We start from the raw sequence: 20,425 nt of genomic DNA, 5'->3' as shown, positions 1-20,425 counted from the left end.
ACCATGTTTCAATCTTCTCCGACCCGCCGGGGTCCGGGGCCGTCGACCCCGGACCCGGCGCGCTCAGCCGGTGACGGCCTCGTACTTCACCTGCCCGTCGATGTCGATCACCTCACCGAAGGGGACGAGGTGCCCCTTGCCGCGGTCGAAGCGGTGGAACCGCAGCCCTTCGAGCAGGTGCGGGTCGCCGGGCGTCGTCCTGATCTTGATTCCGGGAAGGGTGAACGTCGGCCCGGTGTAGTCGAGGTTGCGGGCGGACTCCATCACGCCGGCCCGGTCCATCGACTTGGCGTGCTGCACCGTCCAGTCGAACAGGCGCCCCTGGGTCCAGCCGAGCGAGGCGCTGATCGGGTCGATCTTGTCGGCACCGGGCGTCCTGCGCAGCCACTGCAGGTAGAGCTGGTATTCGGCGCTGTTCCGCACCACCTCGGGGTTGGTGAAGTCCTGGCCGGTGGTGCCGAGGATGAGCTTGTCGCCCGCCCCGGGCTGCAACTTGTTCAGCAGCGGCGTCGGGAGCTGCGACACCTGGATGACCTGCGGCTTCCACCCCGACTCGTGGACATGGTTCAGCGCCTGCAGCCCGGTCAGGCCGGACGAGATGTTGAAGTAGAGGTCGGCCTTCGTGGCGGCGAGCGTGGTGATCTGGTTCTTGACGTCGGGGTCGCTGGCCTCGAACGTCTCGGTCTTGACGACCTTGACCCCGGAGCCCGCGATGGCCTGGTCGAAGCCCTGCCGGTACGCCTTGCCCAGGTCGTCGTCCTGTTCGAGCACCGCCACGGTGGCGTTCGGGGTGGTGTCGCGGACGTACTTGCCGAGGATGCGGCCCTCGACCATGTAGCTGATGGACCCGGCGATCGCCCAGGGGTACTTCGGGTTCGCCAGCTCGGGCGCGCCGGTGGTGGCGAACAGTGAGGGGACGCACTGCTGGGCGATCACGGGCCGTGCCGCCAGGTTGCCGGCGGTGCCGAACTGCCCGAGCAGCGCGAACACCTTGTCCCGGTTGATGAGCTGGTCGACGTTGGCCTTGGCCTTGGTGGCGGTGTAGGCGTCGTCCTTGTAGACCAGCTCCACCTTGCGCCGCTTGCCGTCCGGGCCCTTGATCCCGCCCTGGGAGTTGATGTAGCCGAAGTACGCCTGCATCCCGTAGAGCTGCCCGCCGACGGAGACGTACGGCCCCGAGAGCGGCTGGGACAGCCCCAGCTTGATGGTGGTGTCGGTGAGACCGGTGGTGCCGTTGTCGGGGCAGTTCCTCGTCAGCCCCGAGCCGCCGGCGGCGGCGCCCGAGGTGTCGTTGACGGCGCCGCCGCCGCAGGCGCCCGCGGCGAGGCCGACGGCGCCGAGCGCCGCGGCCATGAGCATGATCTTCGGTCGGGGGTGCACGGCATCGCTCCTAGGGGTTCGGGGTGGAGGAGGTGAGCTGCGAGACGGGCCGCGCGGGTTCCCCGGCCGGCGGCGAAGGCTTCCGGGCGGTGGAGAACCGCTTCGCGAGCTGGGCGAGCCCGCCCGCCGCACCGCCCGGCAGGAAGTAGACGACGAGGATCAGGACCAGGCCGTACAGGACGGGCGTGAGCACCGGGTCGATCCCGGTCGCGGTGACCGCGTCGGGCACGTAGTGCAGGAACGCCGCGCCGATCACGGGCCCGAGCAGGGTGCCCGAGCCCCCGACGGCCATGCCGAGGAGCAGGTTGATCGAGACGAGGACGGTGAAGTCGCTCGGGCTGACGAACTGGTTGGTGACGGTGAACATCCACCCGGCCAGCCCGGCCATCCCCGCGCTGACGGCGAAGACCGAGATCTTCGTGGCGGCGACGTTGACCCCCGCGGTGTGCGCGGCGATCGGCTGGTCCCGGATGGCGATGATGGACCTGCCGAGGCGGCTCGCCCGGGTGTTGCGCACCAGCCAGAACGCCAGGACCGCGAGGGTGAGGAGCACCCAGTACCGCCAGGCCACGTCCGAGACGGCCAGGAACGCCGGGGCGCCGAGCGACTCGTCCAGGATCATGCCCTGGGTGCCGCCGGTCTCCTCGGTGAACCGGACCGGGAGCTGCGGGAACACCATGGCCAGGCCGAGTGTCACCAGCGCCAGGTTCATCCCCCGGATGCGCAGCGCGGGCACCCCGGCCGCCGCGCCGACGAGCGCCGCGACGAGGACCGACGCCGGCAGCGCCGCCCAGTACGACCAGCCGTGGCTCTGCACCGCGAGGGCGGTGAAGTAGGCCGCGATGCCCATGAAGGCGCTGTGGCCGATCGACGCCTGCCCGTTGAAGCCGGTCAGGACGTTGAGGCTCATCACCGCCACGGACAGATAGATGACCTTCTGGAAGGCGGAGATCTCGACGGTGCCGACGAAGAAGGGCGCCAGGACGAGCGCGCCCAGCAGCACCGCCCAGAGAATACGGTTCGTCGTCTTGTTCACACCCGCTCCACCGGAACTCGACCGAACAGGCCCTGCGGCCGGACCAGCAGGACCGCGAGGATGAGGGCGAAGGCCGTGGCCAGCTGCAGCTGGGTGCCGATCGCCGAGACGTAGCCGCTGACCAGCGCCTGGGTCACACCGACCACGACGCCGCCCACCAGCGCCCCGGGGGCGCTGTCAAAGCCGCCGAGGACGGCGGCGGCGAACCCGTACAGCAGCAGGGTCTGCATCATGCCGGGGCTGACGAAGACGGCCGGGGCCACCAGCGCGCCGGCCAGCGCGCCGATCGCCGCCGACAGCCCCCACCCGACCATCAGCATCCGGCTCACGTCGACGCCGAGCAGCCGGCTGGACTCGGGGTTCATGGACGCGCCGCGCATGGCCAGGCCGAGCCGGGTGCGCCCGAACAGCTCGCGCAGCAGCAGCGCCATCACCAGCAGGACCCCCACCACGCCGAGTTCCTGGTAGGAGAGCGACACCCCGCCCAGGTGCAGCGCGCCCGAGGGGAAGGGCGAGGCGAGGCGCTGGGTGTCGGCGGTGAAGATCCACGCGGCGAGCGCGTTGATCGCCAGGAACAGCCCGAGTGTGACGATCATCTGTCTGAGGTGGTCGGCCGACTCGAACGGGCGGATGACCACGCGTTCGAGCGCCATGCCGAACAGGAACCCGAAGGCCACCCCGCCGGCGATGCCCACCACGATGGGCAGCCCGATCCCGAACTGGTGGTCGGCCAGCTTCCAGGTGACGAACGTACAGAACATGGCCATCTCGCCCTGGGCGAAGTTGACCATTCCGGTGGCCCGGTAGATGAGGACGAGCGCGAGCGCGACGGCCCCGTAGAGCATGCCGTTGCCGATGCCGTCGATGACGCGTTGCAGGAAGAGAGCCACGATCAGACCCCCAGGTAGGCGCGGCGGACCGAGGCGTTGCCCGCGAGCTCGGGCCCGGTTCCGGTGAGGACGATGCGGCCCGACTCCAGGACGTGGCCGCGGTGGGCGATGGTCAGGGCGACCGCGGCGTTCTGCTCGACGAGCAGCATCGCCGTGCGCGACTCCGCGTTGATCCGGCCCAGCTCGGCGAAGAGCTCGGCGGTGACCTGCGGCGCCAGGCCCATCGAGGGTTCGTCGAGCAGGAGCAGCCGGGGCCGGGTCATGAGCGCCCGCGCGACGGTGAGCATCTGCTGCTCGCCGCCGCTCAGCCGGCCGGCGGCCCGGTCGCGCAGCGGGGCGAGCTGCGGGAACAGGCCGTAGGCGTGGTCCAGGGCGGCGGGGACCTCCCGCCGGGGCAGCCGGAGCCCGCCCATCCGCAGGTTCTCGTCGACCGTGAGGTCACCGAAGGTCCCGCGTCCCTCGGGGGCGTGACCGAGCCCGAGCCTGGCCCGGGCGTCGGCCCGCCTGCCCTGCAGTTCCTCTCCGTGCAGGGCGACGCTCCCCGCGGCGGGGATGAGCCCGCTGAGCGCGCGCAGGGTGGTGGTCTTCCCCGCCCCGTTCGCGCCGAGGATCACCACGATCTCGCCCTCGCCAACCGTGAAGCCGACCTCGCGCAGGACCGTCAGCGAGCCGTACCCGGCGGTGAGCTCGTGGACCTCCAGGACGGGGCTCATGCCGCCTCCCCGAGGTAGGCGGCGATCACGTCGGGGTCGCGCGACACCTCGTCCGGCGTGCCCTGGCAGATCCGGCGGCCCAGGTTCAGCACGACGACCTTGTCGGAGATCGACATGACCATGCCCATGTGGTGCTCGACGAGGACGATCGACAGCCCGAGCTCCGTGCGGATCCGCGCGATCAGGTCGCCGAGGTCGGCGACCTCACCGTGCGGCAGGCCGGCGGCGGGCTCGTCCAGCAGGAGCAGCCGGGGCCGGGACATCAGGGCCCGGGCCAGCTCGACCCGTTTGAGGGTGCCGTAGGGCAGCCCCGCGGCGAGGTGGTCGGCCAGGGACGCCAGCCCGAGCAGTTCGAGCACCTCACCGGCCTCCGCGCGGAGCGCCCGCTCGGCGCGGCGGTGCCGCGGCAGGTGCAGCGCGCAGGCCAGCGGGCCGGACCGCTGGTTCAGGTGGCCGCCCAGCAGCACGTTCTCCAGGACGGTCAGCCGGGGGAACAGCGCGAGGTTCTGGAACGTGCGGGCGACGCCCGCCGCGGCCACCGCGTGCGCCGGGAGCCTGAGCAGGTCCTGCCCGTCGAAGACGACCCGGCCGGCCGAGGGGCGGTAGAGCCCGGTGACGCAGTTGAACACGCTGCTCTTCCCGGCCCCGTTGGGGCCGACCAGGGCACACAGCGAGCCCTCCGCGACCTCGAACGACAGCTGGTCGAGCGCGCGGATGCCGCCGAAGCTCAGCTCCAGGTTCTCGACGCTCAGGCCCGGCATGTCGGCCCGGCTCCCTCGACCCGAGCGGCGGTTCCTTCCGGGGGTTCTCGGTGGGCGAGTGAGGTCCGCTGAGTCATGACCTGATCCCTTCGATGGCCCGGCGAACCGCCGAGCAGCGTGAAACCAGATTTTGAAACTCGGTTTCAGACATGTCAAGGACGGATTTCGCGGATCACCCCGAGAACGAGCCGAACGCGACCCGGTTCGCCGGATCACCGGCGAAACATCAGCCCGATCGGCGACGTAACCCCCTCATCACCTACTCGCGGGTAGTGAGTCCACCGGCCACCGGGCCACGGCCGCCCGGCCCACCTGCACCATCAGGACACCGAACAGGACACCGCACCTTGACATCAATTGAAACAATGTTTCAGAATCGGCTCGCATCACCTGGTCGGCACAGCCTCGTCGGGAGCACGTGATCCATGGAGTCCGCACCGTTGAACGGCCGGCGCGCCCTGGTCACCGGCGCGGGGCTCCCCGTCAACGGCGGCATGTCCGCCTGGTACCGGAAAGCAGGTGCCCGATGACCGACTTCTCGTTCCGCCGGGGAACGGCCATGGTGATCGGCGGCGGCGATCCCGCCGTGCAGGCCATCGCCTCGCGGTTCGTCCAGCTCGGCAGCATGGTGACGGTCCTGGGCGAGCTCCCACCCTGCCCGGCCGGCATCCCCGACATCACTCCCGAGCTGCACACCTGTGTCCTCGTGCTGCGGCCGGGAACGCCGCATCCCCGCGCCGTCGCCGAGCTGGTCTCCGCGACGCTCCCCCGGCTACGCCGCACCCGCGGCAGCGCCGTCGTGGTGACCTCCGCCGTCCGGGACCGGGAGCGCGACCTCGAACTGGACGACCTCGTCAGGAGCGTCGCCGCCGCCGAGCGCACCCACGGTGTCCGCGTCAACCGGGTGACCGTGGGGTCGCTCTCCGACGAGCTCCCCGTCGAGGACGAGTCGCCCTGGCCGCCCCTGTACGGCACCGTCGACGACGTCGCCGAGGCGGTCTGCTTCCTGGCCAGCGACCGCGCCGGGTTCATCAGCGGCCAGCACCTCGGTGTCGACGGCGGCCTCGGCCTCTCTCACGCGAGCTGATCCGGAAGAGGCCCGGTCACCAGGGCCGTTCCCGGTAGGGAGGCCAGGCGGGCTGCGGCCGGACTTCCTCCCTCCGCTTGGAGATCTCGTGGTGCGGCAGGACGGCGATCGCGAGGAAGGAGAGGGTCAGCCCCGCGATGAGGAAGCCCCGCGCCGGCTGCCCGGGCCATCCGTACCCGTACAGGACGATGGACGTGCCCAGCAGATAGGTCTTGGCGGTCACGGTCGCGATGATGCCGATCATGACGAGCCGGCAGCGTTGCAGGGCGATCTGCAGCTGGGCGATCCCCATCGCGGCCGCGGTGACGAGAAGGTACGGGTAGGGCGTGGCCACGAGCGGGGTGTCCGTGTGCCGGAGCAGCGTGATCCCCCCGAGCGCCAGCTCGGCGGTGCCGACCAGGATTCCCGCGCTGACGCCGTAGGCGACGCCGGTGAGCGGGCGGGCGTGCGTGCCGGCCGGGGAGAGTTCGCCGGCGGAGAACAGCGCCAGCGGCAGCACGAGCGAGGGCAGTGCGAGGGCCGCGAGCAGCGCCGGGGAGGGCAGGCCCGCGGCGGGCCCGAAGTCCGCGCCGGACAGCGCGACCATGAGCGCGGCCAGGCCGGTCAGCCCGACGCATCCCCATTCGCGGCGGTTGAGCCGCTCGCCGAGTTCGGCCGTCGCGAAGATGAGCAGCGCCGCCAGGCCGGCGAGCAGCGCCGGGTGCGCGGCGGGCAGCGTGAGGGAGGACAGGGCCATCCACTGCAGGGCCGCTCCCGCCACGGCGAGGACGGCGCCGCCGCACCATGTCCGGCTGGTGAGCATCGCGGCGGCCAGCCTGACGGGACGGGTGCCGCGCAGGGGTTCCATATCGCGGGCCGCGACCTTGAACGAGGCGATGCCGAGCAGGTAAGCGCTGCTCGAAACGACCGCGACGGCGGTCGCCCATGGTGTGTCCACGTCCATGACGGCTCCTGTCCGACCAGCTGAACCCTAGATGATTATTAGCGGACCGCCAATACCTATTGGCAAGTCGCCAATAATCATCTAGCGTTCCGGCTACCCGAGGCGGCGGAGCAGTGACGCACGGCCCTCCCCTCTCGTGCCGGCCCGTCCGGCCGCGACGAACGACCCCGCGTCGCCCACGAGAAAGGCGAAGGCATGACCGAGCGGAAACGACTCCTCGTGCAGCCGCTCACCCCGCGGTCTCGCCGCCGGACGCGACGGCACCGGAGCGCCCCGGTCCGCTCCCCCGGACCGGGGTGCCACCGCAAGGGCGGCCCCCCGGCATCGACCGTGCCCCGCGGCACCTCCCGGGACACGGTCGGTGCCCGGCCCATCACGCGCCACGCCGGCCTCAGCGGTCATGGAGCCAGATGTACCCCCACGCGCCGGCCCCTGAATTGTCACTTGGTGAGCAGTGACGGGGCGGATTTCATCACCCGGGGACTGTCGGTCCCCGGGGAATGCCGATCCTATTGACGTCTAGATGGAAACCATTGTCGAAGTGTCAACAACTCACTACTGTGGCCCCGCCGCCGGATCGGCGATCGGGTGGCACGGCACTCCAGGGAGGAGGTGACGGTCCATGGCGACGGTGCAGGTACCGGCACGGATCCACAACCTGCTCGGCGAAACGGGCGAACTATTCGTCATCGCGCTGGAAGGGCTACGGCGCACCTGGGACGTGCGCACCTGGTTCTGGGAGTTCGTCGAACAGGCCTGGTTCCTGGCCCGCGTCACGAGCCTGCCGGTGATCCTGGTGTCACTGCCGCTCGGCGCCACGGTCGCGCTCCAGGTGGGCCAGCTCGCCGCGCAACTCGGCGCGCAGTCGGCGACGGGCGGCGCGGTCATCGTCGGCCTGGTCCGCGAGGTCGCGCCGATCGCGGCCGCCCTCATCATCGCCGGCGCGGGCGGCGCGGCGATGACGGCCGACATGGGCGCCCGCCGCATCCGCGATGAGTTGTCGGCCATGGAGGCGATGGCGGTCAACCCGATCCACCGGCTGGTCACCCCCCGGCTGTGGGCGGGCAGCCTGGTGGCGATGCTGCTGGCGTCCCTGGTCATCATCGCGGGAGCCGCCGGCGGGTTCGTGTTCAACGTGCTGCTGCAGGACGTCACCCCCGGCGCCTACTTCGACGGCGCGGTGTCCCTGCTCCAGATATCCGACCTGATCGTCACGCTGCTGAAATCGTGGCTGTTCGGGCTGGTCGCCGCGATCGTCGCCGCCTACATGGGGATGAACTGCGCCACCAGCCCGGTCGGGGTGGGCCGCGCGGTCAACCGGGCGATCGTGGTCGCCTTCATGCTGGTGTTCGCCCTCAACTACGTGATCACGACGGTGTACTTCGTCGCGTTCCCGCCCAAGATCTGATGGCCGGCCCACTCCTCCCCACCCGGGTCGGCACCCGCACGGCGCGCTCCGCCGAGGCGGCGCTGCGGCGGCACAGCGACCTGGCACGGTGGCCGGTGTTCATCCACCGGGTGCTGCTGTACTCGGTGCGCGACCTGGTGTGGCGCCGCAGGTACGCCCGCGTGGTCGCGCGGCACGTCAGCGATGTCGTGGTGGGCACCGGCGCCACGGTCGTCGGCGGCGGCATGATCTTCGTGATCTTCACCATGGCGTTCTTCGTCGGCACCGAGGTCGGGCTGCAGGGCTACACCGGCCTGCGGTCCATCGGCGCCGAGTCGTTCATGGGGCTGGTCGGGTCGTTCGCCAACGTCCGGGAGATCACCCCGGTGATCGCCGCCACCGCCCTGGCCGCCCAGTGCGGATCGGCGTTCACCGCCGAACTCGGCGCGATGCGCATCTCCGAGGAGATCGACGCGCTGGAGGTGATGGGCATCGACTCCCTCGCCTACCTGGTGTGCACGAGGGTGGTGGCCGCGCTGATCGCGCTGGTGCCGCTGTACCTGATCGCGCTGTTCGCCAGCTTCTTCGCGACCCGGCTGATCAGCACCGAGTTCTTCGACCTGGCGCCGGGCGTCTACGACCACTACTTCCGGCTGTACCTGCCGACGATCGACCTGGTGTACAGCTCCATCAAGGTCGCGGTGTTCGCCTTCGCGGTGATCGCGATCCACTGCTTCTACGGATACCACGCCACCGGCGGCCCCGCCGGAGTGGGACACGCCGCGGGCCGCGCGATCCGGCTGTCCATCATCACCATCGTCACCCTGAACCTGCTGCTGTCCTACGTCTTCTGGGGCAGCGGTGCGACCGTGAGGCTGACCGGATGAACTACGACATCCCGCTCCGGCGCTCGCTCCTCATCTCGCTGGGCACCGTGGTCGCCGCGGCGCTGGCGGTGTACGTCCTGGTGGCCCGCCCGTTCCAGGCCGAGGGAACCCGGCTGACGGCCGAGTTCGGGCGGGCCGGGCAGGGCCTGGGCGACGGCGCCCCCGTCAAGATCCGGGGCGTGACCGTCGGTTCGGTGGAGCGGGCCGAGCTCACCGGCGCCGGACGCGCCCGCCTGACCCTGCGCCTGAACCCGGGCGTCCGCGTGCCGGTCTCGGCCACCGCGTCGATCGAACCCGCGTCGGCGTTCGGCCCCAAGTTCGTCGACCTGCTCCCGGGGCCGGGCGAGCGCGGCGGCCCCTACCTGGCCTCCGGCGCCGGCATCGCCCGCACCCACGACCCCCAGGACCTCTCCGACCTGATGAGCGACGCCGACGCGACCCTGCGCGCGATCGACCCGACCGAGGTGTCCACGATCGTGCGCACCCTCGCGCAGGGCCTGGACGGGCAGGGCGGGCGGCTGCGCGCCACCGTCGGCCACACCTCCACCCTGGTGGACGTCGCGCACCGGCGCCGGGCCGAGGCCCGCCGGTTCCTGGCCGACTCCGCCGACCTGACCGGGGCGCTGGCGGGAGCCGGCACCGGCGGCGACCTGACCGCCGTCGCCGGCGACGCCAACACCCTCATCACCAGCACGGCCGCGGGCGGGCGGGACCGCCTCGGGCAGTTCGCCGACCAACTCGCGGAGATCTCCGCGCTGGTGTCGCACGGCTTCGACAAGCGCGGCGGGCAGGTCGGCGAGGGCTTCCGGTCCGCCGAGCGCGTCGCCGCGCTGATCCACGCCCAGCTCGGCCTGACCGGGAACGCGGTGCGCACCGGCAACAAGCTGCTCCCGCAGTACGGGGAGCTGACCTCGCTGCCCGGCCCCGAAGGCAAAAACTACATGCGCACCCAGGGGTACCTGCCCAGCGACCCCTGCCAGCTGATCATCGGCCTGTGCGGTTCGACGGGAGGTCGCTGACATGGCACGACCGACGTTTCCGCGCCGCGCGCCCCGCCTCCCGGCACGGCTGTCCCCGCGAGGACGCGCCCGCGCCGCGCTGGCGACCCGCCTGGCGGTGTTCGTGACCGTGACCGGGCTGCTCACCGCGTACATCGGGGCGCAGATCGCCCGGGTGAACCTGGAGGACGGCTGGCCGCTGACCGCCACCTTCGACGACGCCAGCGGCCTGGAACCCGGCGACCAGGTGAAGATCGCCGGAACCCCGGTGGGGTGGGTCGACGAGCTGCGCATCGTCGACGGCCGGGCCCGGGTGCACCTCACCGTGAACACATCGGTCACCGTGCCCGCCGACAGCGAGGCCGCCATCCGCTGGCGCGACACCATGGGACGCCGGGTCGTCTACCTGATCCCCGGCACCAGCCCGGCGCAGATGCGCCCGGGCGCCCACATCACCCGAACCCGGTCGGTGATCGACTCGCGGGCGCTGGTCGACCAGCTCATCCCGCTGGCCCGCAGCGTCGACCCCGGCCAGGTCAACCAGGTGCTGATGTCGCTGTCGCAGGCGCTGAACGGCAACGCCGGCGAGCTGGACCAGCTGATCGTGAACGTGGAGGAGCTGTCGTCCACGATCGCGGTGCGCCGCGCCACCCTGCGGCGGATGCTGGCCGACTACGCGACCGTCACCGAGATCATCGCCCGCCGCGACAAGCAGATCGCCACCGCCGTGGACGACCTGGTCAAGCTGAGCGGAGCGTTCGCCGACAACCGCCGGCTCATCGACCAGGCCCTGGTCGAGCTGGCGACCATGAGCCGCACCTCGGACCAGGTACTGGCGGGCAACAGCCGGGAACTGGCGTCCGTCATCTCCCGGCTGTCCGACTTCACCGCCGGCGTGCAGCGCAACAGAGGCGCGCTGAACGCGGTCCTGGGGTCGGCGGCACCCAAGCTGCAACGCATCTTCGCCGCCGTCGACAACGGGGGCTACGCGGAGGCCTCGATCCCCTGCATCAGCCTCGCCGCCCCGCCGTGCCCCTACTCCACCCGCCTGCCCGGCCCCCGCGAGACCGGCACCGCCGGCGTCGCGCCGAGCAGCTCCGGAACCGGGGCGCGCATCGTTCCCCTCGACTCGTCCGACGCGCTGCGGCACCTACTGGTCGGAGGCGGCTGAATGGCGCTGAAATCGTTCCGCGACCGCAACCGGATCACCGTCGGGCTGGTGTCGTCCACCGCGCTGATCGCCCTGGTCGCCGGGGTCTACCTGGTCGGCACCCGGGGGCTGCTGCAAGACCGCTACACCGTCACCGGAGAGTTCGCCGACACCGGCGGGCTGCGCTCCGGCGACCAGGTGCGGGTCGCCGGCATCCGGGCGGGCGAGGTCACCTCGGTGCGCCCGGACTTCACCCGGGGACGCGTGCTGGTCACCTGGAAGATGGAGGCCGAGGTGGACCTGGGCCCGGCCACCCGCGCCGAGGTCAAGGTCACCAACCTCCTCGGCGGCCGCTACCTGCACCTGTCCGGCCCGGTCACCACCCCGCACCTGGCCGACCTGCCGGACGGGCGCCGCCGCATCCCCCGGGAACGCACCGCGACACCGGCCGCCGCCGACGACCTGCTGAGCACCACGACCACGACCATCACCCGGCTCGACACCCAGTCCATCAACCGGATCATGTCGGAGCTGGGGCAGGTGAACGCGCGCGACCGGGGCCGGCTCGGCCGCACCCTGAGCGACCTCGCCGAGCTGGCGCGCACCGTCGAGGAATCCGATCCGCAGATCGACAAGCTGCTCGTCAACGGCGAACGCGTGATGAACCTCGCCCGCGCCAAGGAGCAGCAGCTCTCCCGGCTGCTCACCAACGTGCAGATCATGCTCGACGAGCTGCGGCGCCGGCGCAACGAACTCTCGACCTTCCTGGGCAGCGGAGGCCAGACGGTCGCCGCGATGACCCGGCTGATCGACGAGCAGCAGCGGAAGCTGCTCCTCGTCATCGACGACCTGAACCGCACCCTGGGCACCCTGCGCCCCACCACGAAGAACTTCAACGAGCTGCTCGCCTGGGCGGGCCCGACGCTGAGCGGGCTGGCGGGCACGGGCGGCAACGGCCCGTGGCTGGAGGTCGTGTCCACCGGCCTCGGGCCGCTGTCGCCCCGGGACCTGGCCGAGCTGGCCCGGCAGGCGCCGGCCGGCGCCCGGAGAGGAGGATCATGAGACGTCTCACCGCGGCGGCGTGCGCGCTGGCCCTGACCGCGAGCAGCGGAGGATGCGCGGTGGTGGGGGCCGGCGACGACAGCTACCGGATCACCGTCCACTTCGCCCGGACGACCTCGCTGTACGAGCAGTCGCGGGTGCGGGTGATGGGCGCCGACGCCGGAAGCATCACCGGCATCCGGCACGAAGGCGGCCGGGTGCGGGTGGACCTGGCCATCGACGGATCGGTGCCGGTGCACCGGGACGCGCGGGCCGTCATCGCCTCCGCCGACACGCTCGGGGAACGGTACGTCCGGCTGGAACCGGTATGGCAGCCCGGCCAGCCCAAGGCCCCGCCCGGAATGGTCATCCCCCAGGAACGCACCGAACTACCCGTCGAGATCGACGACGCGCTCGCCGCGTTCGCCCGGCTGAACCGGTCGATCGACACGCAGCGGCTCGGCACGGCCGTGGGTCGCGGCGCCGACAGCCTGCAAGGCCACGGCGGCGACATCAACGAGGCACTGCGCGGCACCGCCTCCCTCACCCACAACCTGGCGGCCCACGACCGGCGGCTCGTCTCGCTCGCCGAAGGGCTGCGGACCCTGGCGGCCGACCTCAACCACCGCGACCGCCGCCTCGGCGAGCTCATCAACTCGTTCTCCACGACCAGCCGCTCGCTGGCCGAGGAACGCGCCCGGCTGAGCGAGTTCGTCGCGGGGCTCGCCGCCGTGATCCGCAAGAGCGACGTCCTGGTCACCGCCTACCGGGAGACCCTCCCCAGCACCGTCTCCGACCTGTCCAACATCGTGATGACGCTCAAAGCCAACGCCGGATCGCTGAACCAGGCCATCGCCGCCCTGGGCCGGTTCGCCGACGTGGCCGTCCAGGCGTGGGACCGCAAGAACCATGCCGCCACCATCCGCCTGGTCGTGCACGGCACCCTGCGCGCCTGGCTCCAGCCGCTGTTCACCGCGATGGGCTGGGGCACCGTGCCCTGCCTGCAAGGCAACCCCGAGCTGGCCACCTGCGCCGACCCGCCCCGGAGGGCGCCCCGATGAGAAGACGCCAGCCCCTGGCCGCCGTCCTCGCCGCGCCCCTGGCGCTGGCCCTGGTCACGAGCGGCTGTTCCCTCCAGACGATCGGCGCGCCGCGCGGCGACCTGACTCTCACGGCGACGTTCGACGACGTGCAGAGCCTGGTCGTCGGGCACAGCGTCCAGATCTCCGACATCCGCGTCGGCACCGTCACCGCCATCGGCCTGACCGGATACCGCAGCAAGGTGACGATGTCGCTGCGCGACGACCGCCGCATCCCGACCGGCACCACCGCGACCATCGCCAAGACGTCGCTGCTGGGCGAGAACTACGTGCGGCTGGACCCGCCCCCGGGGCGCGACCTGCGCACCGGGCCGTTCCTGGCCAGCGGCGCCGCGATCGGGCAGACCTCCGTCCAGCCCGACCTGGAACAGATCAGCCGGCAGCTCAGCCCCCTGCTGGCCGCGCTGGGCGGCCAGGACCTGGCGACGATCACCGGTGAGTCCGCGACCGCCCTCGGCGGCGAGGGAGACCGGCTCAACACCCTCATCAAGAAGGCCTCCGCCGTCTCCGACAGCTACGCGGCCGCGAGCCGGGACCTGGGCCGCACCCTGGACGGCCTCGCCCGCATCGGCGCGTCGCTGCACGCCGGGCGGCAGCAGATCGACCGGCTGCCCGGCGCCATCACGGTCGCCACCAAGCGGCTGCAGGACGACCGGGCCCAGCTCAAACGCGTCGTCGAGCAACTGCTGGAACTGGCCCGTTCGGTCAACGCCAGGATCCAGGGGCGCCACGCCGCGCGCCTGGCCACCCTGCTGCAGCGCGCCGACACCATGCTCGCCGCCGCCGTCCGGGGCAGCCAGGACCTCAAGGCACTGGCGAACGCCGTGCTCGCCTTCCTGCGCGGCCCGTCGGTCTCGCACAGCGGCCAGGCGCTGCTCTTCCTCTGGATCAAGGGCTTCCTGCCGCCGCCCGAAACCGCCGCCCAGGCCACCCAGCGGCGGCCCTGGACTGAGCTGATGGGGCCGCGCTCATGAGAGAACCCCGCATCCTCGTCAACCTGTGCTTCTTCGCCCTGCTCGGCGTGATCCTGGCGGTGTGGGCGGTACGGAGCATCATCAGCGTCGACGCGCTCGAACGGCCCTTCCATGTCACCGCGGACTTCGCCACCTCCCCGGGGCTGAACTCCGACCTGGAGGTCACCCACCTGGGCGTGCGGGTCGGCCGGGTCGGTGACGTCCAGCTGCGCCAGGGGCACGTGGCGGTGCGGCTCGACCTGAACCGGGACGCGCGCATCCCCGCGGACGTCGGGGCCCGGGTGCTGCGCAAGTCGGCCATCGGCGAGCCGTACATCGAGCTGACCCGGCCGTCCCTGCCGGCCCGGCCCGGGACCGCCGCGCTCAGGGAGGGCGACCGCATCCCCCTCGCCCGCACCTCCGGCACCGTCGACTACCAGGAACTGTTCGCCGGGCTCAGCACCACGCTGCGGTCCGTCGACCCGCGCGACGCGCGCACGCTGGTGCACGAGGCGGCCACCGGGCTGGAGGGCCGGGGCACCTCCATCCACGACATCATCGGCGACACCCACCAGCTCACCCAGACCCTCGCCGGCGACGCCGGGACGCTGGACGCGCTGTCGGTCGAACTGACCCGCCTCACCGCCACGCTCTCCGGCCACCGGCACCAGCTGGCCTCGGGCACCAACGACCTGGCCACGCTCACCGCCTCGGTGCGGCAGAGCCGCGCGAACCTCGACATCGTCCTGGCGGAGGGCCCCGGCCTGCTGCGGGACGCGAACCGGCTGCTGCGCGACGCGCGCCCCGGGCTGGGCTGCCTGCTCACCGCCGCCGGCACGCAGACCACACCGCTGCTCACCAACGAGAACTCGGCCCGGGTCCGGCACGTCCTGACGATGGTGCCCACGCTCCAAGCGCTGGTCACCGACGTCACGGCCCGGGACGCCTCCGGCGCCTACCTGCGCGTCATACCGGTGATCACCATCGGCGGGTCCAAGGCCGCCACCGAGTACAACAAGCCCGCCCCGCGGCCCGTACCGCCCGCCGTTCGCCTGTGCCCGGCGACGGAGAAGACCTCCGGGAAGCTCACGTCCGCCCGGAAACCCGTCGCGCGGGCGACCCCGGCCGCCGGGTCCACCCTGCCGGCCCAGCGGGTGAACTCCACCGGCGAGCCGAGCGCGACCGGACGCTGGCTTCCGCTGCTGCCGCCGGGGATCGGCGCGGCGGTGCTGCTGGTCGTCGCCGTCCGGGCCGCTCGAACCCGTTTCCGCACGCGCAGATGACCCCTTGGAAGGAGAGCAGTGCCAGCCGAGACGACGACCGGAGACCAGGACACCGACGCTCTGGAGACCGCGGAGCCGGAGACCACGGAGCCGGAGGACGCGAAGGCCACGGGACCGGAGGCGGACAAGCCTGAGAACGCGAAGGCCGACGAGCCGGAGAAGCCGGAGGCCGACGAACCGGAGGCCGCGAAGGCCGACGAACCGGAGGAGCCGCGGGCAGGCGGGGCGAAGAAGCCGAAGACACCGAAGAAGACGAAGACGCCGAACGCGAAGGCGAAGAAAGCGAAGGCGGACGAACCGGAGAAGGCGGAGCGCGAGGAGCACGATTCCTCCCGCCGCCGGGTTCTCTCGGGGGCGACGCTGCTCAAGGCCGCCCTCCCGGTCGCGCTGGTCGCCTCCGTCGTCACCGCCGGGCTGCAGTGGTACCAGGCCGACCAGGCCGCCCAGCGGGAGGCCGACCGGCAGGCCGTGCGCGCGCGGGCCGGCGAGTTCGGGCGGGCGCTGCTCAGCTACGACCACCGCAACCTCCAGGCGGCCCGGAACCGGGTGCTGTCGCTGGCCTCCGACGACTTCGCCAAGACCTACGACGCCGCGTTCACCGGCGGCCTGGAGGGCGTCATCGCCCGGCTCAAGGCCGACGCGACCGCGACCGTGCGAACCGTCTACCTCGGCGACATCGAGGGCTCCACGGCCCGGGCCATCGTGGTCATGGACTCGGAGGTGCGCAGCTCCGCCGGCACCCGCCGGGTCCTGGGCTCCCACCTGGACATGCGGCTGATCCGTACCGGCGAGCGGTGGCGGATCACCGAGGTGACCTCGATCGGAGCCGCCAACGAGACCATGGTCGACGGCGACGGCAAGCAGCGTCAGGGCGGCGGGGCACCGCTGCCGAACCCCTCCCCGTCGTCCGGCGGTTGAGGCGCCCGGCCGCGCCGTACCCCCCACGGGTAGGGTCGGGTACCGGTGCCGGTGACAACAGCGAGGACACGATGAGCGAGCAACGGGTGAACGGTACGACGCCGCGCCGTGTCCGCAAGGAACCCGACGAGCGGCGCGACCAGATCCTGGCCTGCGCGCGCGAGCTGTTCAGCCGCCGCCCGTACACGACCGTGTCCAATACCGAGATCGCCGCCGCCGCCGGGGTGAGCCGCGGCCTGCTGAACCACTACTTCGGTACCAAGCGCGAGCTGTACCTGGCGGCCGTGCGGCAGATGATGAGCGTGCCACCGGTTCCCGTCCCGCCGTTCGTGGCGGGCGCCAGCGTCTCCGACCGCGTCGACGAGAGCATCGACGCCTGGCTGGAACTCCTGGAACGCAACCGCGAGACCTGGATCGTCGCCCTGGACATGACCTCGGCGGGAGGCGACGTGGACCTGGGAGGCATCCTCGACAGGGCCCGCGACATCGCCGTCGACCACATGACCGAGGTCGTCGGCCTCACCCGGATGTCGCGGGAGCACCCGGAGATCCGGGCGGCCTTCCGCGGCTACTCCGCGATGGCGGAGGCGCTCAGCCGTGAGTGGCTCAAGCAGGACCGCCTGACCCGTGACCAGGTGCGCCTGCTCCTGCGGGAGGTCCTGCTCCACCTCATCGGCGACGTCCTCTCGTCCCTGGTGGAGAGCACGCCGGCGCCGGCCGCCGCGGCGTCGCCCGAGTGACCGCGCGTTCCGGCCGGTTTCAGGAGTCGGTGTAGGTGGGCGCGCGCCGTTCGAGGAAGGACGTGACCTGCTCGGTCTGGTCGCGGGTGTAGGAGGTGAGGATCTGGGTGCGGTTCTCCAGGTCGATGCCGGCCTGGAGGCTGGAGACCTCCAGCTGGCTCCACGCGACCTCCTTGGTCATCCATACACCCATCGGGCTGTTGGCGCAGATCTGGGCGGCGGTCTCCAGGGCCGCCTCGACGACGGCGCCGTCGTCGACGACCCGGCTGACCAGGCCGATGCGCAGCGCCTCCGCGGCCTCGACGAAGCGGCCGGTGAGCAGCAGTTCGTGCGAGAGCCCGGCGCCGATGAGGCGGGGCAGCAGCCAGCTGACGCCGATGTCGCAGCCCGACAGGCCGATGCGGACGAAGGCCGCGTTGAACTTCGCCGTCGCGGAGGCGATGCGGATGTCGCTGGCCAGGGCGAGGGCGAAACCTCCGCCGGACGCGGGCCCGTTGACCGCGGCGATGACCGGCTGGCGCAGGTTGCGTAGCTTCGGCACGAGCGCGGCGATGGCCTGCTGGACGTGCATGCCCGCCTGGGGGCTCCGCCGCCGGGCGGGTTCCTCCTCCGCGGCGGCCGGGGCGGCCGGGGCGGCCGAGGCTACGTCGCGGGCCGGGGGTTCGTGCAGGTCCAGGCCCGCGCAGAACGCCCGCCCCGCGCCGGTGAGGACGACGACACGGCAGGAGTCGTCCACGGCGACGTCGTCGAGCGCGGCGTGCAGGTCCTTGATCAGCTCGCCGGACATCGCGTTGAGCCGGTGCTCCCGGTCGAGGGTGAGCAGCCGGACGCCCGGTGCGGGCTCCGTCACGCGCACCGTCCGGCCCGATGCGGGGGTGTCGCGCAGGTAAGCGTCGCCGTTGGTCAGCATGGGGTTCCTTCGTTTCGTGGGGCGGTGCGTTCCCGCCGCAGGTTCAGGGGGTCGCCGGCGGGTCCCGATCCGAGCGTGTGATCAACGCGGAACCAGGCCGCCGTCGGCGAGGAGGACCTGCCCGGTGACGAAGCTGGCGGCGTCGGAGGCCAGGAACAGCGCCGGGCCGACCATCTCGTCGGGACTGGCCATGCGCTTCTGCAGGGCGGCCTGCTCCATGGCGCTCTGGAACTCGGGCGGGTTGTTGCGGACCATGTCGGTGTCGACGGTGCCGGGCGCCAGGGCGTTGACCCGGATGCCGCGCGGTGCGAACTCGGCGGCCATCGAGCGGGTGTAGGCCACCATGGCGGCCTTGGCCGCGGCGTACATCGACACGTACGGGGAGAACAGGAAGGCCCCGGCGGAGACCACGTTGACCACCGCGGCGCAGGGGCTGTCGGTGAGGTGGCCGAGCGCCTGCTGCACCAGGAAGACCGGGCCGCGGACGTTGACCTCCTGGGACTTGGCGAACGCCTCCGGCGTGATCGCCCCCAGCGGCGACGCGAGGGCGTTCGCCGCGTTGTTGACCACGATGTCGAGCCTGCCGAAGGTCTCGACCGTCCGCGTCACCAGGGCGTCCAGCGCCTCCAGGTCGCCCAGGTGCGTGGGAACGCCGAGGGCGGCCCCGCCCATCGCCTTCAGCCGCGCCTCGGTCTCGGCGCAGGCCTCGGCCTTGCGGCTGGCCACGACCACGCTCGCACCGGCGGCGACGAATCCCTCGGCGATCGCCCGCCCGATGCCCCGGGTACCGCCGGTGACGATCGCGACCCGGCCGGTCAGGTCGAACAACGACCGCAGCTTCTCTGCGTCCACAACGTCTCCGTCCGTCTGCCCCGAGCGCCACACTCCGCCGCCATATTCTGCGACATCCACCTCATGCGGAAGAGGGCGCCACCCCATCACCGGCGGAGCAATGCACCGAAGCCTTCACCGCGGTCCGGGTGGTCGTCTCGAACGGTCCATGCCACTGCGATCGTTGCACCATCGCCGACGACGACCGACACGTCCTTAAAACGCAAACCGCAGGCCGGGGATCATATCCCTGACCTGCGGTTTTAGCTGTACCCCCGAGCGGATTCGAACCGCCGTTACCGCCTTGAGAGGGCGGCGTCCTAGGCCACTAGACGACGGGGGCCGGACTTTTTCCCTTGCGGATCTGTTCCGCTTGGGCCTCGCCCAGCTTACCGGACGAGGTTCCCTAGTTCGAATCGATTGTCGCGAATCGCCTCGACAAGGGAAAAGGCCGATCTCTCGGCCTCGCTGGGGTACCAGGACTCGAACCTAGACTAACTGAACCAGAATCAGTCGTGCTGCCGATTACACCATACCCCAGTGCGGTCAGCGGGCCTTGGGCCGCTGGCGCGTGAGAGAGCTTACCGGACCTGGGGACCCTGAACCAAAACGATTACCCGGTCGATGAACCGCTCAGTCACGCGCGACGACCCGATTGGCGAGGGTGCCGACCGACTCCACGGTCACCGCGACCTCGTCGCCGATGGCCAGTGGTCCCACTCCGGCGGGCGTGCCGGTCAGGATGACGTCGCCGGGCAGCAGCGTCATCACCTGGCTGACGTGCGCGATCAGCGTCGGTACGTCGTGCACCAGCTGCGAGGTGCGGGCCCGTTGCCGGACCTCCCCGTTCACCGTGGTGGTGATCTCCAGGTCCGAGGGGTCGGCCTCGGTCTCGATCCACGGGCCCAGCGGGCAGAAGGTGTCGAACCCCTTGGCCCGGCTCCACTGGCCGTCGCGCTGCTGGAGGTCCCGGGCGGTGACGTCGTTGGCGCAGGTGTAGCCGAGGATCACCTCGGGGGCGCGCTCCACCGGTACCTCCCGGCACATCCGGCCGATCACCACGGCCAACTCGCCCTCGTAGTCGACGCGCTGCGACAGCTTCTCCGGGTACGCGACGGCCTCCCCGGGGCCGATCACGGCGGTGGAGGGCTTGATGAAGACCACCGGCTCTGCCGGCTGCTCGCCGCCCATCTCCTGGACGTGCTCGGCGTAGTTCTTGCCGATCGCCACCACCTTGCTCGGCAGGATCGGCGCCAGCAGCCGCACGTCGGCGAGCGCGAACCGTTGCCCGGTCGGCACCAGCTCACCGAAAGGGTGGGCCGCGATGGCGGCGACCTCCTCACCCTCGATCACCCCGAAGGACATCCCACTGTCAGTCGAAAATCGCGCAATACGCACTTAACGCCCCGTAAACCTC

At 71.7% G+C, this 20,425-nt stretch carries 20 protein-coding genes and 2 tRNA genes; 11 read left to right on the top strand and 11 right to left on the bottom strand.

Annotated elements, in window-relative coordinates; genetic code table 11:
* Positions 1–63: 63 nt before the first annotated feature.
* The 5 genes from DPM19_RS24975 to DPM19_RS24955 are packed head-to-tail and all read right to left on the bottom strand — an operon-like array spanning position 64 to position 4,780.
* Entirely contained in the window at positions 64–1,380 is a 1,317-nt protein-coding gene (locus tag DPM19_RS24975) for an ABC transporter substrate-binding protein (RefSeq protein WP_111870460.1), read from the bottom strand.
* Positions 1,381–1,390: 10 nt separating this feature from the next.
* On the bottom strand, positions 1,391–2,416 hold the full coding sequence (locus tag DPM19_RS24970; RefSeq protein ID WP_111870459.1) for a branched-chain amino acid ABC transporter permease: 1,026 nt from the start codon (positions 2,414–2,416) through the stop codon (positions 1,391–1,393).
* Positions 2,413–3,306, bottom strand: a complete 894-nt coding sequence (locus DPM19_RS24965; protein ID WP_111870458.1) for a branched-chain amino acid ABC transporter permease — start codon at positions 3,304–3,306, stop codon at positions 2,413–2,415. Before DPM19_RS24965 ends, DPM19_RS24970 begins: the two co-directional genes overlap by 4 nt.
* A gap of 2 nt (positions 3,307–3,308) precedes the next feature.
* A complete protein-coding gene (locus DPM19_RS24960) occupies positions 3,309–4,019 on the bottom strand; it encodes an ABC transporter ATP-binding protein (protein WP_111870457.1) in 711 nt (236 codons plus the stop codon).
* Positions 4,016–4,780, bottom strand: coding sequence for an ABC transporter ATP-binding protein (locus DPM19_RS24955; RefSeq protein WP_111870456.1), 765 nt, complete (start codon positions 4,778–4,780; stop codon positions 4,016–4,018). Before DPM19_RS24955 ends, DPM19_RS24960 begins: the two co-directional genes overlap by 4 nt.
* 526 nt (positions 4,781–5,306) lie before the next feature.
* Here DPM19_RS24955 and DPM19_RS24950 point away from each other — a divergent pair.
* Positions 5,307–5,867, top strand: coding sequence for an SDR family oxidoreductase (locus DPM19_RS24950; protein WP_111870455.1), 561 nt, complete (start codon positions 5,307–5,309; stop codon positions 5,865–5,867).
* A gap of 16 nt (positions 5,868–5,883) precedes the next feature.
* Here the strand turns inward: DPM19_RS24950 and DPM19_RS24945 are convergent, their stop codons facing one another.
* Positions 5,884–6,810, bottom strand: a complete 927-nt coding sequence (locus tag DPM19_RS24945; RefSeq protein WP_111870454.1) for a hypothetical protein — start codon at positions 6,808–6,810, stop codon at positions 5,884–5,886.
* 622 nt (positions 6,811–7,432) lie between these two features.
* Between DPM19_RS24945 and DPM19_RS24940 the strand changes: the two genes are divergently transcribed.
* The 10 genes from DPM19_RS24940 to DPM19_RS24895 all read left to right on the top strand — a co-directional run bounded on the left by DPM19_RS24940 (position 7,433) and on the right by DPM19_RS24895 (position 17,267).
* Positions 7,433–8,218: an MlaE family ABC transporter permease gene (locus DPM19_RS24940; protein ID WP_111870453.1), complete on the top strand. Its 786-nt coding sequence runs from the start codon at positions 7,433–7,435 to the stop codon at positions 8,216–8,218.
* Positions 8,218–9,084 carry an ABC transporter permease gene (locus tag DPM19_RS24935; protein ID WP_111870452.1) on the top strand — a complete coding sequence of 289 codons (867 nt, stop codon included), beginning with the start codon at positions 8,218–8,220 and terminating at the stop codon, positions 9,082–9,084. Before DPM19_RS24940 ends, DPM19_RS24935 begins: the two co-directional genes overlap by 1 nt.
* The gene (locus DPM19_RS24930) at positions 9,081–10,103 is read left to right on the top strand and encodes an MCE family protein (protein WP_111870451.1); all 1,023 of its coding nucleotides are present in this window, start codon (positions 9,081–9,083) and stop codon (positions 10,101–10,103) included. Before DPM19_RS24935 ends, DPM19_RS24930 begins: the two co-directional genes overlap by 4 nt.
* A 1-nt stretch (position 10,104) precedes the next feature.
* Complete coding sequence (locus DPM19_RS24925) at positions 10,105–11,253, top strand: MCE family protein (protein WP_111870450.1); 1,149 nt, start codon at positions 10,105–10,107, stop codon at positions 11,251–11,253.
* Complete coding sequence (locus DPM19_RS24920) at positions 11,254–12,294, top strand: MlaD family protein (protein WP_111870449.1); 1,041 nt, start codon at positions 11,254–11,256, stop codon at positions 12,292–12,294.
* Entirely contained in the window at positions 12,291–13,334 is a 1,044-nt protein-coding gene (locus DPM19_RS24915; RefSeq protein WP_111870448.1) for an MCE family protein, read from the top strand. The genes DPM19_RS24920 and DPM19_RS24915 overlap by 4 nt, the downstream gene beginning before the upstream one ends.
* Complete coding sequence (locus tag DPM19_RS24910) at positions 13,331–14,347, top strand: MCE family protein (RefSeq protein ID WP_111870447.1); 1,017 nt, start codon at positions 13,331–13,333, stop codon at positions 14,345–14,347. Before DPM19_RS24915 ends, DPM19_RS24910 begins: the two co-directional genes overlap by 4 nt.
* Positions 14,344–15,609 carry an MCE family protein gene (locus tag DPM19_RS24905; protein ID WP_111870446.1) on the top strand — a complete coding sequence of 422 codons (1,266 nt, stop codon included), beginning with the start codon at positions 14,344–14,346 and terminating at the stop codon, positions 15,607–15,609. The genes DPM19_RS24910 and DPM19_RS24905 overlap by 4 nt, the downstream gene beginning before the upstream one ends.
* Before the next feature lie 18 nt (positions 15,610–15,627).
* Positions 15,628–16,527 (top strand): nuclear transport factor 2 family protein, encoded by a 900-nt coding sequence (locus DPM19_RS24900; RefSeq protein WP_111870445.1) that lies wholly within the window; start codon positions 15,628–15,630, stop codon positions 16,525–16,527.
* 71 nt (positions 16,528–16,598) lie between these two features.
* Positions 16,599–17,267 (top strand): TetR/AcrR family transcriptional regulator, encoded by a 669-nt coding sequence (locus DPM19_RS24895; RefSeq protein ID WP_111870444.1) that lies wholly within the window; start codon positions 16,599–16,601, stop codon positions 17,265–17,267.
* Between the two features lie 19 nt (positions 17,268–17,286).
* Here DPM19_RS24895 and DPM19_RS24890 read toward each other — a convergent pair whose 3' ends face one another.
* From DPM19_RS24890 to DPM19_RS24870, 5 genes are all read right to left on the bottom strand, one after another.
* Entirely contained in the window at positions 17,287–18,177 is an 891-nt protein-coding gene (locus DPM19_RS24890; RefSeq protein ID WP_111870443.1) for an enoyl-CoA hydratase/isomerase family protein, read from the bottom strand.
* A gap of 81 nt (positions 18,178–18,258) precedes the next feature.
* Positions 18,259–19,029 carry an SDR family NAD(P)-dependent oxidoreductase gene (locus DPM19_RS24885; protein WP_199485269.1) on the bottom strand — a complete coding sequence of 257 codons (771 nt, stop codon included), beginning with the start codon at positions 19,027–19,029 and terminating at the stop codon, positions 18,259–18,261.
* Between the two features lie 249 nt (positions 19,030–19,278).
* Positions 19,279–19,351, bottom strand: a tRNA-Glu gene (locus tag DPM19_RS24880).
* A 125-nt stretch (positions 19,352–19,476) separates the two neighbouring features.
* Positions 19,477–19,548 (bottom strand) — tRNA-Gln (locus DPM19_RS24875).
* Positions 19,549–19,641: 93 nt separating this feature from the next.
* Entirely contained in the window at positions 19,642–20,406 is a 765-nt protein-coding gene (locus DPM19_RS24870) for a fumarylacetoacetate hydrolase family protein (RefSeq protein WP_111870441.1), read from the bottom strand.
* Between the last annotated feature and the right edge of the window lie 19 nt (positions 20,407–20,425).

The organism is Actinomadura craniellae (assembly GCF_003289645.1).
Taxonomy (GTDB): Bacteria; Actinomycetota; Actinomycetes; order Streptosporangiales; family Streptosporangiaceae; genus Actinomadura_D; species Actinomadura_D craniellae.
Note: the sequence above shows the minus strand (reverse complement) of the source record. Positions and strands in the feature narration are given on the sequence as shown.

Coding starts and splice junctions, on each gene's coding strand:
- DPM19_RS24960 (WP_111870457.1), bottom strand. CDS start 4,019: ATGAGCCCCGTCCTGGAGGTCCACGAGCTCACCGCCGGGTACGGCTCG.
- DPM19_RS24955 (WP_111870456.1), bottom strand. CDS start 4,780: ATGCCGGGCCTGAGCGTCGAGAACCTGGAGCTGAGCTTCGGCGGCATC.
- DPM19_RS24950 (WP_111870455.1), top strand. CDS start 5,307: ATGACCGACTTCTCGTTCCGCCGGGGAACGGCCATGGTGATCGGCGGC.
- DPM19_RS24945 (WP_111870454.1), bottom strand. CDS start 6,810: ATGGACGTGGACACACCATGGGCGACCGCCGTCGCGGTCGTTTCGAGC.
- DPM19_RS24940 (WP_111870453.1), top strand. CDS start 7,433: ATGGCGACGGTGCAGGTACCGGCACGGATCCACAACCTGCTCGGCGAA.
- DPM19_RS24935 (WP_111870452.1), top strand. CDS start 8,218: ATGGCCGGCCCACTCCTCCCCACCCGGGTCGGCACCCGCACGGCGCGC.
- DPM19_RS24930 (WP_111870451.1), top strand. CDS start 9,081: ATGAACTACGACATCCCGCTCCGGCGCTCGCTCCTCATCTCGCTGGGC.
- DPM19_RS24925 (WP_111870450.1), top strand. CDS start 10,105: ATGGCACGACCGACGTTTCCGCGCCGCGCGCCCCGCCTCCCGGCACGG.
- DPM19_RS24920 (WP_111870449.1), top strand. CDS start 11,254: ATGGCGCTGAAATCGTTCCGCGACCGCAACCGGATCACCGTCGGGCTG.
- DPM19_RS24915 (WP_111870448.1), top strand. CDS start 12,291: ATGAGACGTCTCACCGCGGCGGCGTGCGCGCTGGCCCTGACCGCGAGC.
- DPM19_RS24910 (WP_111870447.1), top strand. CDS start 13,331: ATGAGAAGACGCCAGCCCCTGGCCGCCGTCCTCGCCGCGCCCCTGGCG.
- DPM19_RS24905 (WP_111870446.1), top strand. CDS start 14,344: ATGAGAGAACCCCGCATCCTCGTCAACCTGTGCTTCTTCGCCCTGCTC.
- DPM19_RS24895 (WP_111870444.1), top strand. CDS start 16,599: ATGAGCGAGCAACGGGTGAACGGTACGACGCCGCGCCGTGTCCGCAAG.
- DPM19_RS24890 (WP_111870443.1), bottom strand. CDS start 18,177: ATGCTGACCAACGGCGACGCTTACCTGCGCGACACCCCCGCATCGGGC.